At 33.6% G+C, this 13844-nt stretch carries 17 protein-coding genes; 12 read left to right on the top strand and 5 right to left on the bottom strand.

All coding sequences use genetic code 11. The features are described from left to right. Positions 1-123: 123 nt before the first annotated feature. The 5 genes from meaB to BSU00_RS12165 all read left to right on the top strand — a co-directional run bounded on the left by meaB (position 124) and on the right by BSU00_RS12165 (position 3622). A complete protein-coding gene (meaB, locus tag BSU00_RS12185) occupies positions 124-1110 on the top strand; it encodes a methylmalonyl Co-A mutase-associated GTPase MeaB (protein ID WP_105004618.1) in 987 nt (328 codons plus the stop codon). Between the two features lie 12 nt (positions 1111-1122). After that, positions 1123-1473: a tRNA-binding protein gene (locus BSU00_RS12180; protein WP_105004617.1), complete on the top strand. Its 351-nt coding sequence runs from the start codon at positions 1123-1125 to the stop codon at positions 1471-1473. Positions 1474-1643: 170 nt separating this feature from the next. Further along, positions 1644-2531: an alpha/beta fold hydrolase gene (locus tag BSU00_RS12175; protein ID WP_105004616.1), complete on the top strand. Its 888-nt coding sequence runs from the start codon at positions 1644-1646 to the stop codon at positions 2529-2531. Continuing rightward, a complete protein-coding gene (locus BSU00_RS12170) occupies positions 2518-3033 on the top strand; it encodes an RNA polymerase sigma factor (protein WP_158254436.1) in 516 nt (171 codons plus the stop codon). Before BSU00_RS12175 ends, BSU00_RS12170 begins: the two co-directional genes overlap by 14 nt. Beyond that, on the top strand, positions 3023-3622 hold the full coding sequence (locus tag BSU00_RS12165) for a hypothetical protein (protein ID WP_105004614.1): 600 nt from the start codon (positions 3023-3025) through the stop codon (positions 3620-3622). The genes BSU00_RS12170 and BSU00_RS12165 overlap by 11 nt, the downstream gene beginning before the upstream one ends. 288 nt (positions 3623-3910) lie before the next feature. Here BSU00_RS12165 and rlmF read toward each other — a convergent pair whose 3' ends face one another. From rlmF to BSU00_RS12150, 3 genes are all read right to left on the bottom strand, one after another. Beyond that, positions 3911-4801, bottom strand: coding sequence for a 23S rRNA (adenine(1618)-N(6))-methyltransferase RlmF (rlmF, locus tag BSU00_RS12160; protein WP_105004613.1), 891 nt, complete (start codon positions 4799-4801; stop codon positions 3911-3913). 128 nt (positions 4802-4929) lie between these two features. Beyond that, the gene (gene bshC, locus BSU00_RS12155; protein WP_105004612.1) at positions 4930-6522 is read right to left on the bottom strand and encodes a bacillithiol biosynthesis cysteine-adding enzyme BshC; all 1593 of its coding nucleotides are present in this window, start codon (positions 6520-6522) and stop codon (positions 4930-4932) included. Continuing rightward, the gene (locus BSU00_RS12150) at positions 6522-7187 is read right to left on the bottom strand and encodes a class I SAM-dependent methyltransferase (RefSeq protein ID WP_233188731.1); all 666 of its coding nucleotides are present in this window, start codon (positions 7185-7187) and stop codon (positions 6522-6524) included. Before BSU00_RS12150 ends, bshC begins: the two co-directional genes overlap by 1 nt. 120 nt (positions 7188-7307) lie before the next feature. Here BSU00_RS12150 and BSU00_RS12145 point away from each other — a divergent pair, with 120 nt between their 5' ends. Genes BSU00_RS12145 through BSU00_RS13525 form a run of 6 tightly spaced genes read left to right on the top strand, consistent with a single transcriptional unit; the run spans position 7308 to position 12416 of the window. Beyond that, a complete protein-coding gene (locus BSU00_RS12145; RefSeq protein WP_105004611.1) occupies positions 7308-9257 on the top strand; it encodes a BatA domain-containing protein in 1950 nt (649 codons plus the stop codon). After that, positions 9254-10513 (top strand): dihydroorotase family protein, encoded by a 1260-nt coding sequence (locus BSU00_RS12140; RefSeq protein ID WP_105004610.1) that lies wholly within the window; start codon positions 9254-9256, stop codon positions 10511-10513. The genes BSU00_RS12145 and BSU00_RS12140 overlap by 4 nt, the downstream gene beginning before the upstream one ends. Next, entirely contained in the window at positions 10510-10839 is a 330-nt protein-coding gene (locus BSU00_RS12135) for a hypothetical protein (protein ID WP_105004609.1), read from the top strand. The genes BSU00_RS12140 and BSU00_RS12135 overlap by 4 nt, the downstream gene beginning before the upstream one ends. Position 10840: 1 nt before the next feature. Further along, positions 10841-11482: an alpha/beta hydrolase gene (locus BSU00_RS12130; RefSeq protein WP_105004608.1), complete on the top strand. Its 642-nt coding sequence runs from the start codon at positions 10841-10843 to the stop codon at positions 11480-11482. Positions 11483-11493: 11 nt separating this feature from the next. Next, the gene (locus BSU00_RS13530; RefSeq protein WP_233188734.1) at positions 11494-11943 is read left to right on the top strand and encodes a hypothetical protein; all 450 of its coding nucleotides are present in this window, start codon (positions 11494-11496) and stop codon (positions 11941-11943) included. Next, positions 11826-12416, top strand: coding sequence for a sterol desaturase family protein (locus BSU00_RS13525; RefSeq protein WP_233188733.1), 591 nt, complete (start codon positions 11826-11828; stop codon positions 12414-12416). Before BSU00_RS13530 ends, BSU00_RS13525 begins: the two co-directional genes overlap by 118 nt. A gap of 42 nt (positions 12417-12458) precedes the next feature. On the opposite strand, the gene bcp is transcribed toward BSU00_RS13525, so the two are convergent. After that, a complete protein-coding gene (gene bcp / locus BSU00_RS12120; protein ID WP_105004607.1) occupies positions 12459-12911 on the bottom strand; it encodes a thioredoxin-dependent thiol peroxidase in 453 nt (150 codons plus the stop codon). Between the two features lie 102 nt (positions 12912-13013). On the opposite strand from bcp, the gene nth reads away from it, so the two are divergent. Continuing rightward, positions 13014-13655: an endonuclease III gene (gene nth, locus BSU00_RS12115; RefSeq protein ID WP_105004606.1), complete on the top strand. Its 642-nt coding sequence runs from the start codon at positions 13014-13016 to the stop codon at positions 13653-13655. Positions 13656-13695: 40 nt separating this feature from the next. Here the strand turns inward: nth and BSU00_RS13025 are convergent, their stop codons facing one another. Next, a complete protein-coding gene (locus tag BSU00_RS13025; protein ID WP_199176796.1) occupies positions 13696-13839 on the bottom strand; it encodes a hypothetical protein in 144 nt (47 codons plus the stop codon). Positions 13840-13844 lie beyond the last annotated feature (5 nt).

The raw sequence follows: 13844 nt of genomic DNA, 5'->3' as shown, positions 1-13844 counted from the left end.
TTTCTAAATTTACCATAAGAATAGGTTCTTACGTATGAGGAAAGACACAAAAAAATCGGCATTATCAGAAAAAAAGGAGTTTCGCAACCCGAAACCACCAGTAAAACTTCTGCACAAAAAATTATGCTGAAACGAAGAAAGAGCGCTTCTATATCAGAATTTACCGAAAAAATACTTGCGGGTGACATTCCTTTTTTAAGTAGAGCAATTACACTTATTGAAAGTACCAATACTAAACATCAAGCTAAAGCAACCAGAATATTGGAGGCATGTATGCCACATGCGAACAATTCTATTCGAATAGGAATTACTGGAGTTCCTGGGGTTGGAAAAAGCACTTTTATCGAAGCTTTTGGGAAACATTTAACTGGTGCAGGAAGAAAAGTAGCAGTACTAGCTGTAGATCCTAGTAGTTCGGTTAACAAAGGGAGCATACTTGGTGATAAAACCAGAATGGAACAATTAGTAACTGATAAAAATGCTTACATTCGACCATCGCCATCGGGTGAATCTTTAGGAGGAGTCGCACAAAAAACTAGAGAGAGTATCATTTTGTGTGAGGCTGCTGGGTTTGATACTATTATTATAGAAACGGTAGGCGTAGGACAATCGGAAACTGCAGTGCATTCTATGGTAGATTTTTTTCTTTTACTGAAGCTTGCTGGTGCTGGTGATGAATTACAAGGGATAAAAAGAGGAATTATCGAGATGGCAGATGCCATTGTGATTAATAAAGCAGATGGAGACACAATTCAAAGTGCAAAACTAGCAAAAGTAGAATTCAATAGAGCTTTACACCTATACCCTCCAAAAGATAATGGCTGGACCCCTAAAGTTCTTACGGCTAGCGCATTAAAAAATATTGGCATTGCAGAAACTTATGAAATGATAACTTCTTACATAGAAAAAAGTAAAAAGAACGATTATTTTGTGACAAAACGAAACGTTCAAAATAAATATTGGCTTTTAGAAACCATTAACCACCAATTAAAAACGAATTTCTACACCAATCCAAAGGTTAAAAAATCGTTGTCTATGGAAATAGAAAAACTTGAAAACGGAGAAACAACGCCGTTTAACGCTGCGAAACGATTACTAAATACAAATTAACACAAAGAAACTATGAAATCTATTGGTAATTCCGATTTAACTTGGCGTGAATTTCTAAGAGTAGAAATGAGAGTTGGAACCATACTTTCCGCAGAAATTTTTAAAGAAGCCAAAAAACCAGCCTATAAAATTCAAGTAGATTTTGGGGAATTTGGCATCCGAAAAACATCTGCACAAATAACCAAGTTATACAATACCGAGGAAATTATTGGAAGACAAGTAGTTGCAGTAATTAACTTTCCAAAAAAACAAATTGCTAACATCATGAGTGAATGCCTCATTCTTGGAGGATTGGGTTCCGAAAATGATGTAGTACTTCTAACTACGGAAAGAACAATTAAAAACGGTACTAGAATAGGGTAATATAATCTAGTAGAAATAGGAACATATTTGCAAGTATCTGTTCCTTTTGTGTTGCTCGATGAGCTACATGTATCTAAAAATTAAACAAGTATGCTCTAAAAAATAATTATAAAAATTGTAACATTTTGATCTTTTGTAGTCAAAGGGTAAAATCAATTTATAAAATTATCATGAAGCAACTAGTATTACGTTTTCTTTTCATTAGCATGTTTTTTTATGCTTTACCTACTTCGGCAGAACAACTTCAAGCAAATACAAATTCAAAAATACCAAGTAATGCAATTCAGGTTAAAACTATGGGAGAAGGGGATCCTATTTTGTGCTTTCCAGGATTTACCGTTTCCGGAGATATTTGGGAAAACACAATTAAAACACTACATTTAAATAAGAAAGCACACCTTTTTTCCTATGCAGGATTTAATGGAATTCCGGCTATAAATACACCGTGGTACGAACAAATTAAAACGGCGATTATCGCCTATGTTAAAGACAACTCTTTAAACAACATAACACTTATAGGACACAGTATGGGTGGTAATTTAGCCATAGATATCGCAACAATATTCCCCAACAAAGTGATAAAAATGATTCTTATTGACACCCTGCCTTGTATGCGTGAAGTTATGCTACCGAACGTTCCTATAGAAGCGCTAACTTACGACAGCCCGTACAACAAAAAAATGCTTGAAATGAATACTGAAACCTATGAAAATACTGCTAAAATGATGGCTTCGAACATGACGTATACAGAGAAAAAAACACAACAAATAGCAAGTTGGATACTTGCCGCTGATCGAAAAACATGGGTGTATGGATATACCGATTTGTTACACTTAGACCAAAGACCAATATTAAATAAGGTTTCTTGTAAAACTCTAATTTTAGCTGCTTCTTTTCCAAACCCTAATACGGTAAAACAAACCTTTGAAAAACAGTACAAAAACCTACGAAATAGTACTTTAAAACAGGCAAATAACAGCAAACATTTTATCATGTATGATGCACCAGAATGGATGCATTCTGAAATACAAAAATTCATCGAAAATGAAGAAAAATAAACGAGCTTTATTTGAAAGAATCTATTCCGAAAACTACGCCATGGTTATGCAAATGTGTCTAGGATATGTGAAAGGAAATCGAGCAATGGCAAAGGATTTATCGCAAGAGGTCTTCCTAAAAGTATGGAATAATTTAGATAAGTTTAGAGGAGACGCATCTCCCAAAACATGGATTTACAGAATCACAATTAACACCTGTATCCAACAAGTCAAAAAAGAACAAAAAAGAGAGTTAAAATTAACCGAAGGAATGCCACTCCAAAGCCAGTCTTATGAATCGGATGTCGCAGAAGAATTAGAAGAAAACATCTCCGAATTATACAATGCTATCGGTAGCCTCAAAGAAATAGATCGCTTAATAATCATTATGGTTTTAGAGAACGAAACCTATGAATCCATAGCAAAAATAATTGGAATATCTAGTACCAATGTGCGGGTTAAAATACACAGAATAAAAAAACGTTTGGAAAAAATTTTAAAAAATAGCAACGATGGGAAATAATTTTAAAGAGCTCCAAGAGCACTGGCAAAAAAACAAATCAAAACTCACCTCATCTACTCAGGATTTGAATGAAGTTTATGACACAATTGCAAGTAAAGAAAGAAGTAATTTCTTTTTCTATTATGGCACAATTGCCACTTTAACCTGTACGTTATTGGCATTAGCTTTATTTTTCTATTTTGTAGCTCCAGTTAGAGAGATAATGAGTAGAATCGGTGCAGGACTAATGCTTATTGGATTACTTGTGAGGATAGGGTTTGAAATTAAAAGTATCTATAAAGCAAAACAAATTAAGAATATTGATGACACCTTGAAAACAATCTCTAATACAGAAGACTTTCATAATTTCAGAAAAAAAATACACCAAATAGTAGCCCCAACAATTTTATTCTTGTATACCATTGGTTTTTATATGATAACCCCTGAGTTTAGTAATTATATAAGTTTTTGGAACCTAGTTCTTATTGACATTTCCTACCTTGTTATAGGGATAGTTTTATTTATTATAATTAGAAAAGGTGTATTAAAAGAAATGAAGATACTTCAGGAGATAATATCCTTAAAAAATGACATTATCCAAGAACAATAGCCAATATTAATACACAAATACTGCGGAGAAGCGGCGGTAACCACTACAGAATAGAAAGGGCAATAGGTAAACTGTACATTATGAATTAGTTTGGCAGACTTGACTAAAAAAGTACTGTGAAGGGAAATATTTTCTTGCAATAACGATAAATGATACTTCAATAATACTTCATCGTTAAAATCTTTCAAACATCTATCTATCTTTACCTCGAATCCGTCATATTAATGAAGATTTATGTGTCTTCTCAAAGGCACTATGACGTGGGAAAATTGCTATAGACAGAATCTCCTAGAGATTCTGTTTTTCTTTTAAATACTTTTGATACTGAGGTTGGGAAAATTGCCAACAAACAATACGCGTCACTTTATTACCTTGCTGTAATGGAATAATTCTAAATTCAGTAACCCCTAGTTTTTTTGCAGAGGCTTGTAAGCTCTGTACATTTTCTTTTTTAGAAACTAAACTAGTAAACCACCTGCTAGCATTTGGAAATAAAGAACTCTCATAAAGATAGGTGTGTAAAAAAGCCTTCTCCCCACCTTTATACCAAAGTTCATTAGAGTTCCCTGAAAAATTACGAACAGGATTATTATTTAAATTCCGAGACTTTCTTCGATTTGCTCCTCTTGCCTCTTCCTCAGATTTATAAAAAGGAGGATTACACATAGTTACTGAAAACGCATCTTCTGGTTGTATGATATTTTTTAAAATAGAACTTTCCTCTTTTTGATAGCGAAATTCTATTGCATCTTCTAACTTATTATGTCGCACTATTTGTTGCGCGTTTGCCAACGCATTTGGGTCAATATCTGTAGCCACAAAATGCCAATCGTAAACTGCATTGCCTAAAAGTGGATATATGCATGTAGCTCCGGTGCCTATATCTAAAACAGTCACTTTATCTTGTTCTGGTAATAGATCGTGAAGGTGATGTATATAATCTACTCTTCCCGGTATCGGCGGACATAAATGACTATCGGGAAACTTCCACCTAACAATTTTGTAATATACCGCTAAAAGAGCAGTATTAAGAACTTTTACAGCAGCAGGATCGGAAAAATCTATAGTTGTATGCTGGTGTTTCTCGATTAAGAAATTAGTAATTTTTGGATATTCTTTTTTTAATAAAGAAAAATCATAGCCTTTGTTATGTTTATTTTCAGTATGCAGTGTTTTCATAAAAAACAAGTTACGCGTTATGTAATTACAGTAACAAAAATTATCAACTGGCGCACTAGCACCATTACGGGAATTTTTAGCACAAATGTAAGACCAATACCCTTACCAATTGGCATGTCTAACTAAAACTATAAAACTAATGTGATAAATTGAGAATCTAATGGATGTAAACTCTCTTTTAATGCATCGATAAAATTAGGGCCATATTCTAAATAATATTCGGAGAAATTTCGTTGACGTTCTTCCAATCCTTGATTTGGTAATACATCATTTTGAAGTGCTACTATACGAGCTACAACATCTTTATGTTTTCGTTTTTCTGCTTTAAGAAGCCTTTTTTCAAGATTGATTAATCCTTTATTTTGTTTTACTTCTTGCGCGTTAACCGCTCCTAGAAAAGATACATCTGTTTTTGTTGCAACTTCTCTTAAAGTATTAAACTGGCTGTGTAAAACCTTTTTTTGCTCCGTAAAATCAACAGTAATTTTAGAAAGTTCTTTGATTTTTTTCTTGACAAGATCGTTTTGCTTAAGAAATAATTCTTCTAAACTAATATGGAGCTTTTGTGCTTTATGCAATTGTTTTTGAGAAAGAATTTGCACTGAATTACGAAGTAACAAAATAGGAAACGGGATGGATACCTCCTTAAAATAAGCTTGTAATTCGAACCAATATGCTAGTTCCCCTCCTCCACCAATATAACATAAATTGGGCAATATAACTTCTTGGTACAAAGGCCTCATTATTACATTTGGTGAAAATCGCTCTGGAAATAATCTTACATGGGCCATTAACTCTTCCTTATTCCAGGATATATCTTTGTTTTTTACCTTGTAAACCCCATTCTCTACAATAATTCTTTCTCGAAATGACTCGGTTAAGTAAAAGAGATTGATTTCACGAGGATTAACTTGGATTTTGTAGGATTTTTCCAAGGCATTAATGGTAGAAGAAACTTGCTTGTAAGATGTTTGATCATCTAATTCTTTTAGTACATAAGGAACGAATTGTCTTTTTAAATTCACATCATCTCCATCAATAACCACCAAACCATAAGCTCCAAAAAGTTCATTTGCTATGTATCTTGTTGCTGCGGCTAAATTGGTATGTTTCACATAGGCCTTTTCAAATAATTGGTGCAGAAACTCTGCATTCTTTGAGGTTCCTATATACTTTTCAAAAACCGATAAAACTTCCGATAATCCCTCTGTATTAAATCTGCCAACACCCCCCGTTTGTTGTGAGTTCCACTGGAACTTCACTCCTTTAAAATTAAAGAATTTAATTTCCTCAAAATCATGATCTTCCGAAGCCATCCAATATATGGGAACAAAATTAAACGCTGGAAAATTACGTTTTAATTCTTCACATAAATTTATAGTACTGATAATTTTATACAGAAAATACAGTGGTCCTGTAAATAGATTTAATTGATGCCCTGTCGTGATCGTGAAGGTATTTTCGGCAGCCAAGGACTCCAAATTACCCAGAGTTTGTTCACTAACAATTACATCGGCATATTGTTCGTTTAGTGCAGCTATCAAAACCTCTCTTGCGGTACTCGAAAAACTTTTATTTTTTTCGTCTATCTGTTTTCTAAATCCTGTTAGATCTGGAAAATTACCATAATAGGGCTGTAAACTCTTCGCTTTGTCTAAATAATCTGTAATAAGATCAGAGAAAAATCCAGTTTTCTGAAAAGGTGTTTTAAATACTTTCATTACTTATGTTTTCTTTGGAATAACGTGTAAATATAAGGTCGTTCACTATTGTATGGATTTACAAAAACATGCTCAAAACTTGTTAGTAATTCAAAATCATCCCCTAGTTTACGTTGTAGCATTGCAGCATTATAACGCTGTAAAGAAAGACCACAACACTTCTCTGCTCCGTGAAGGGCAAAAACAGCTAAAATTACAAATCCACCCTTCTTTACTACTTTTTTAAGGGTTTCAAAATAGGTGTTTTGATCCTTTTCCTCCGTAAAAAAATGCAGTACTGCTCTATCGTTCCAAAGAGCAACTTCTCTTAGGTTTAGTAGTTTTTCTGGGTTCGACAAATCGTCTAAGAGATAGGTTACTTTATTAGAATTTTGAGGTAATCGATTGGCAAGTACCGATAGTGCTTTCTCTGAAAAATCATGTGCAATAATATTGCTGTAACCATCGCTTAATAATTCGTCTACAACAAAAGAAGAACCGACACCAACGTTTAAAATCGGCGCATCTTTTGCTATTTTTGTTTTGTGAATCAGGTCGATTGTTTCTTTACAAGATGCCTCAAACCAACCTAGTTTTTGGGTTTCTGTTTTCGTATACGCTTCGTTCCAATGTGCTTTTAAAGGACTCTCCATTGGAATTTCACCATCACTTTCATTTATTGCCATTCTTCAAAAGTAAGAAAATTTAATTGTTGGTCGGAAAATGTCATCTGTTCTAACATATTTTTAACTTGTTTGTCTTATCCGATTCATTTTACTTATTTTTACGATAGCTTTTAAAAAAATATGCAATTTAAACATCCCGAAGTCCTTTATCTTTTAGCTTTATTAATTGTACCAATATTGGTGCATCTTTTTCAGTTACAAAAGTTTGTTAAAGTACCTTTTACAAACGTAGACTTTCTGCAAAAACTAGTACAAGAAACTCGCAAAAGCTCTCGGATTAAAAAATGGTTAATCTTAGGGACGAGAATGTTGTTACTAACGTGCTTGATTTTTGCTTTTTCGCAACCTTATTTTGGATCAAAAAAAGAAAATGACAGGAAACAAGCCTACATATACTTAGACAACTCATTGAGTACAAACACCAAAGGTAAAAAGGGAAATTTACTACAAGTAGCTGCCCGAGAACTTATCGAAAACTCTACCGATAATACAACTTATACACTAGAGACAAACAATAATGTGCACAAAGATATTAGTGCAAAAGAATTAAAAGATGTATTATTTAAAATAGAGAATACAGCAGAAACAAAAAATATAAAAGATATCTTATTAAAAGTAAAGGAAAACCAAAGAAATGTGAGTGCAAAAAATCACGAAAATATTCTTGTAAGCGACTTTCAAAATACTTCTGAAAAAACTTTTAATACTTTCGATGCAAGCACAGTACTCGTGCCACTATCAGCCGAATTACGAGAAAACCTTTCTATAGACAGTATTTATGTTCGAAAAGAAACTCCGGAAGGTCCAATTATTGCAATACGCGTAAAAAATCAAGGTGCAGCGAAAAAAAATATACCAATTGCTCTTTACAGCAAAGAGAATCTTGTTAATAAACAAACTTTTGATATTTCAAAAGACGCCGAAAAAACGGTAACTTTTCCGATGGGAAAATCCAATGATTTTTTCGGAAAGATTACCCTATCTTATGAGGATGCCTTCAGATTCGATAACACTTCCTTTTTTATTCTGAACAAAAACCCAAGAATTAAAATTCTTTCCATAGGAAAAGAAGCTGATTTTTTAACGAAAATTTTTACTGCAGAAGAATTTGATTACCAACATACCACCCTACAAAATTTAAATTACAATACAATTAATAATCAAAATCTAATTATTACAAACGAATTGGTTCGTATACCAAAACCACTTCAAAACAGCCTCGTTGAATTTACTAAGAATGGCGGTAATTTGACGGTCATCCCCTCCGTTACATCTGATGTAGCTTCTTACAATACGCTTTTTAATGAATTTAAGATTGGAAGTATAACAACCAAAAAAACAGACAGTATAAAAATAACCGATATCAACTTTAACCATCCCATTTTTAGGAACGTTTTCAAGGAGAAAATAACCAATTTTCAATACCCTTTAAGTTACTCCTATTTCGAAACTAATTTTCCCATGAGATCGAATATTTTGGCTTTAGAAAACAAGCAGCCTTTTATTTGTGATTGTACACTTTCTGGTGCGAAACTTTTCTGGGTCGCTGGTGCTTTAGACAAAGAAAACAGTAATTTTATTACTTCTCCTATTGTTGTTCCTATATTCTATAACATGGCAAAAGAGAGTATGAAAAGATCGGAACTCTATTACACAATAGGAATTAAAAATACGATAGACTTGCAGAGAAATATAGATACGGATAAAGTAGTGTCTATACGTAACTCACAACGTAATTTTATTCCACTACAGCAAAATTTTCAAAACAAAACGAGAATTACAACTATTGAGCGTCCTGTAGAGGCTGGTTTTAATGCAATAGTCTTTAAAGAAGACACCATACAAACAGTAGCATATAATTACGATAAAAAAGAAAGCCTATTGGCATTTTTAGACACGGAGAAAGTTACAAAAGACAAAAAAAATCTCGTCGTGAAAAATTCTGTAGAAAATGCGATGCAAAGCATAAATGAAAAAAATGAAGTTCAATGGCTTTGGAAATGGTTTTTAATTCTTTCCATTGTATCTTTGTTTCTTGAAATTTTGATCTTAAAATTCTTCAAACCATGAGAACGTTGCTAAAATCGGCCACAATTATTGACACTTCAAGTCCATTTCACAAGCAAAAAAAAGATATTCTAATTATAGATGGTAAGATTAAGAGCATAGCGGATGAAATAACTCCAAAAGAAAATCACAACCGTATTGAATTAGAAAACCTACACGTTTGTCAGGGTTGGTTCGACACAAGTGTCTCACTTGGTGAACCTGGTTATGAAGAAAGGGAAACCATAAAAAACGGACTAGCTGTAGCAGCAAAAAGTGGGTTTACAGATATAGCTGTAAATCCGAATACGCTCCCGATTACAGACAACAAAGCTTCCGTAGAGTTTCTTCGAAATAAAGCGCTCCACCATGCTACAAATCTACATCCAATTGGAGCTCTTACGCAAAAGAGTAAAGGGATAGAGATGGCAGAAATGTATGATATGCAAAAATCCGGAGCTATAGCCTTCGGAGACTATAAAAAACCTATTTGCAACGATAATCTCTTAAAAATTTCACTCTTATATGCCCAAAATTTTGATGGTTTAGTATTGAGTTTCCCAAAAAACGAGGCCATCGCCGGAGACGGTGTAGCCAATGAAGGTGTACAAAGTACTATTTTAGGATTGAAAGGCATACCTGCATTAGCGGAAGAATTACAAATAGCAAGGGATTTATTTTTATTGGAATACACTGGTGGTAAATTACACATTCCGACTATTTCGACAAAAAAATCTGTAGAGTTATTGAAAGAAGCCAAGAATAAGGGGCTAAATGTAAGCTGCAGTGTTGCGGTTCACAACTTATTACTAACCGATAAAGAATTAGAGAATTTTGACGGCAATAAAAAAGTTTCTCCACCATTGCGCACCGACTCAGATGTAAGTGCTTTAATCGCCGGTATTAATGAAGGTATTATAGATATTATTACCACCGACCACAACCCTGTAGATATCGAAAATAAAAAAGTTGAATTTTCTACTGCTATGGATGGAACAATAGGCTTCGAAAGCGCTTTTGGCGTACTAAACTCTATTTTTGACATAGAAACTATTGTAAAGTGTTTATGTACGAATCCAAAAAAAATATTCGGTGTTCCAATTCAAAGCATTCAAGAAAAAGAAAATGCATCGCTTACGCTTTTCAACCCTGATACAGCCTACAAATTCTCTCTAGAACATATACATTCTAGTTCCAAAAACAGTGCCTTTCTTGGCCTCCCTTTACATGGAGCCACCTACGGGGTATACAATAACAAGCAGTTATTATTACGAAAATGAAAAAATATCCAGTTAAAGTAAAAAGAAATTTTATTGCAATTCTCAGTTATCTCACCATAATTGGAACCGTAATAGCAATTGTTTTAAACAATACACAAAAAAACTCTTTCGTAAGTTTTCACATTCGTCAAAATCTTGGAATTAATATTTTTTATTTCGCAAACCAATGGATTTTATATACTTTTTTTGGGTGGTTAATAGCATTTAGTGTAGGTATTGCAATATTGGCTTTATGGGGTATTGGGTTTTTAGGTGTTCTCCAAGGAGAAACAAAACTTGTGCCAGTGGTAGGAACATATTTTCAAAAATGGTTTAAAACATTATAGTATGAGTTTAGAGTATATCGTCAGAGAACCCAAAACAAAAGTAGAAAATCCGTCTTTATTGGTGCTCCTGCACGGCTACGGGAGTAATGAAAACGATTTGTTTTCTTTTGCGGATGAGCTACCAGAAGAATTAATTATTGTAAGTGCTCGAGCCCCTTATGAAATGGGTTATGGCGGTTATGCATGGTACGCGATCAATTTTGATGCAAATAATGCAAAATTTTCAGATATTACACAAGCAAATACTTCGGTTACCATTATTGCGGATTTTATTGATACAATGCAAAGAAAATATCAAATAAATGAGGGTAAAACCTTTTTGCTTGGGTTTAGTCAAGGCGCTATTTTAAGTTATGCTTTTAGTTTAAAATACCCAAATAAAGTACAACATGTAATTGCCTTAAGTGGATATATCAATGCCGAATTACTACCGGAAAAAGTGAGTGAAGATATAAAAACAGATTACTATATATCCCACGGAACCATGGACCAAGTACTTCCTGTAACTTGGGGTAACAAAGCTCCTCAAATTTTATCGGCATACAACGTAAAAACAGACTACCACGAATACCCTATTGGGCATGGAGTATCGCCACAAAATTTTTATAGTTTTAAAAGTTGGATAGAAAACAGGCTGGAATAAAAATCTAAAAAATGTTTGATATTTTAAACCAAGATACGCTTTACATTTGGAGTGCACCGTTTTTTATAACGGTTATTCTAATTGAAATGTATTTTAGTTACAAAGCAAAAACTAAAAACTACGACTTCAAAGATACTGCAACAAATGTGTATTTTGCACTTGCAAACTTCGGATTAGACATAGTTATGAAAGCTTTCTCCTTCTTGGTAATGGGGTTTTGCTTTCAACACCGATTTGTTACTTGGGACAATGCCGTATTATATTGGATCATCGCTTTTGTAGGACAAGATTTCTTGTATTACATTCATCACTATGTAGACCACCACTCTCGTTTTTTTGGGCAGTGCACGTCACGCATCACAACTCGCAATTTTACAATATTTCTACAGGTTTTAGGTCTCCTGTTTTACAGCCACTATTTCGTTATATATTCTTTTTACCACTTGCTTTTGCTGGTGTAGCACCGTTACATATAATGTTTGCCTATGCTATGAATCAAAATTACGGTACCTTATGTCACACTAACTTTATAAATAGTAAATTAGGTTGGTGGGGATATATTTTCGTAACACCCTCACACCATAGAGTTCATCACGCCTCGAATACAAAATATTTAGATAAAAATATGGGGATGGTTTTAATTATATGGGATAGAATTTTTGGAACTTTTCAAGAGGAAAAAGAAGAAATGGAATACGAAAAATTAAAATTCGGACTCACCAAAGATGTGGAGGATAAAAATCCCGTCAATATAATTTTTCACGAATGGAAAGAAATTTACAAAGACTTTTTTATAAGAAAAAAAGACTTGCCACTTTCCACAAGGTTAAAATATATATTTCTGCCACCAGGTTGGAGTCATGACGGAAGTAGTAAAACTAGTCGACAACTGCAAAAATTAGTAAAACAAGAGGAAAACGCAGTAAAATTATAACAAAATTTAACGTAAAAAAAGGAGTGAAAAATCACTCCCTTTTTATTTAAGTATTTGACTAGCGTGCTCTTTGGTTTTAACTTTTGCGATAACCTCTTCAATTACTCCATTTTCGTCTATAACAAAAGTTGTTCTATGAATTCCATCATATTCTTTTCCCATAAATTTCTTTGGACCCCATACCCCAAACTGCGAAATAACTTCTTTATCTTCATCAGCTAGAAGTGGGAATGGTAAATCGTGTTTCGCAATCCAATTTTGCTGTCTCTTAGCACTATCTGCGCTAACGCCTAAAATTTCATACCCCTGATTCACAAAAGTCTCATAATTATCTCGAAGGTTACATGCCTCCGCGGTACAACCAGGTGTACTTGCCTTAGGATAGAAAAAAACAACTAATTTTTTTCCAGCATAATCTGCTAATTTTCTCGTATTTCCTTTTTCGTCTTTGGCTTCAAAAGCTGGAGCCTTATCTCCTATTTTTAGTGTGGTCATTAGTAAAATAAATTTAAATTATCAGTATCAAATTTACGAATTCAAAAAGAAAACCTACTATTTATAAGAACTTTGTAACTTTGTTTTTAAAATGAAATCTTTATGACCAAAGCTGAAAAAGTATCTTTTGTAATTAACACTTTAGAGAAACTATATCCAGAAACACCCGTGCCTCTTGACCATAAAGACCCTTATACCCTTTTGATAGCAGTACTTATGTCTGCCCAAAGTACAGATGCACGAGTAAATACCATAACACCCTTGCTCTTTGAAAAAGCCGATAACCCGTATGACATGATTAAATTAAGCGTAGAAGAAATTCGGGAGATTATTAAGCCTGTTGGCTTATCTCCGATGAAATCTAAAGGAATTCATGGTCTTTCTAAAATCTTAATTGAAAAACATAACGGAGAAGTCCCTGCGAATTTCGAGGATCTAGAAGAGTTACCTGCTGTAGGACATAAAACTGCTGGTGTAGTTATGGCACAAGCCTTTAACGTTCCAGCATTTCCTGTAGACACACATATCCTACGATTAATGTATCGTTGGAATTTATCGAATGGAAAAAGCGTTGCTCAAACAGAAAAAGACGCAAAACGACTGTTTCCAGAGGAATTGTGGAATAAACTACATTTACAAATTATCTTTTATGGAAGAGAATATTCTCCCGCAAGAGGTTGGGATATTGAAAAGGATATCATTACCAAAACAATTGGAAGAAAATCAATCCTAAATAAATTATAATTAAAAAGTCTCAATAATAATATTGAGACTTTTCCCTTATTTAATTCAAATTTAATTCAATGAATTGATCTGATTTGGTCTTTACAACCTGTAAGGCTTTAGAAAAACTTATCAAAAAATCAACTGTTTCTTTTTTCGGATTCATGGTAACGTCGTATGACGTATCAAGGTAGTTTTTAATCATATAAA

It is taken from the genome of Tenacibaculum sp. SG-28 (assembly GCF_002954385.1).
Taxonomy (GTDB): domain Bacteria; phylum Bacteroidota; class Bacteroidia; order Flavobacteriales; family Flavobacteriaceae; genus Polaribacter.
The sequence above is the reverse complement of the archived record's forward strand: the minus strand, read 5'-3'. Positions and strand labels throughout refer to the sequence as shown.

What these genes read in the sequence shown, in the direction of transcription:
- meaB (WP_105004618.1), top strand. Translation starts at nt 124, where the DNA reads ATGCTGAAACGAAGAAAGAGCGCTTCTATATCAGAATTTACCGAAAAA.
- BSU00_RS12180 (WP_105004617.1), top strand. Translation starts at nt 1,123, where the DNA reads ATGAAATCTATTGGTAATTCCGATTTAACTTGGCGTGAATTTCTAAGA.
- BSU00_RS12175 (WP_105004616.1), top strand. Translation starts at nt 1,644, where the DNA reads ATGAAGCAACTAGTATTACGTTTTCTTTTCATTAGCATGTTTTTTTAT.
- BSU00_RS12170 (WP_158254436.1), top strand. Translation starts at nt 2,518, where the DNA reads ATGAAGAAAAATAAACGAGCTTTATTTGAAAGAATCTATTCCGAAAAC.
- BSU00_RS12165 (WP_105004614.1), top strand. Translation starts at nt 3,023, where the DNA reads ATGGGAAATAATTTTAAAGAGCTCCAAGAGCACTGGCAAAAAAACAAA.
- rlmF (WP_105004613.1), bottom strand. Translation starts at nt 4,801, where the DNA reads ATGAAAACACTGCATACTGAAAATAAACATAACAAAGGCTATGATTTT.
- bshC (WP_105004612.1), bottom strand. Translation starts at nt 6,522, where the DNA reads ATGAAAGTATTTAAAACACCTTTTCAGAAAACTGGATTTTTCTCTGAT.
- BSU00_RS12150 (WP_233188731.1), bottom strand. Translation starts at nt 7,187, where the DNA reads ATGGCAATAAATGAAAGTGATGGTGAAATTCCAATGGAGAGTCCTTTA.
- BSU00_RS12145 (WP_105004611.1), top strand. Translation starts at nt 7,308, where the DNA reads ATGCAATTTAAACATCCCGAAGTCCTTTATCTTTTAGCTTTATTAATT.
- BSU00_RS12140 (WP_105004610.1), top strand. Translation starts at nt 9,254, where the DNA reads ATGAGAACGTTGCTAAAATCGGCCACAATTATTGACACTTCAAGTCCA.
- BSU00_RS12135 (WP_105004609.1), top strand. Translation starts at nt 10,510, where the DNA reads ATGAAAAAATATCCAGTTAAAGTAAAAAGAAATTTTATTGCAATTCTC.
- BSU00_RS12130 (WP_105004608.1), top strand. Translation starts at nt 10,841, where the DNA reads ATGAGTTTAGAGTATATCGTCAGAGAACCCAAAACAAAAGTAGAAAAT.
- BSU00_RS13530 (WP_233188734.1), top strand. Translation starts at nt 11,494, where the DNA reads ATGTTTGATATTTTAAACCAAGATACGCTTTACATTTGGAGTGCACCG.
- bcp (WP_105004607.1), bottom strand. Translation starts at nt 12,911, where the DNA reads ATGACCACACTAAAAATAGGAGATAAGGCTCCAGCTTTTGAAGCCAAA.
- nth (WP_105004606.1), top strand. Translation starts at nt 13,014, where the DNA reads ATGACCAAAGCTGAAAAAGTATCTTTTGTAATTAACACTTTAGAGAAA.
- BSU00_RS13025 (WP_199176796.1), bottom strand. Translation starts at nt 13,839, where the DNA reads ATGATTAAAAACTACCTTGATACGTCATACGACGTTACCATGAATCCG.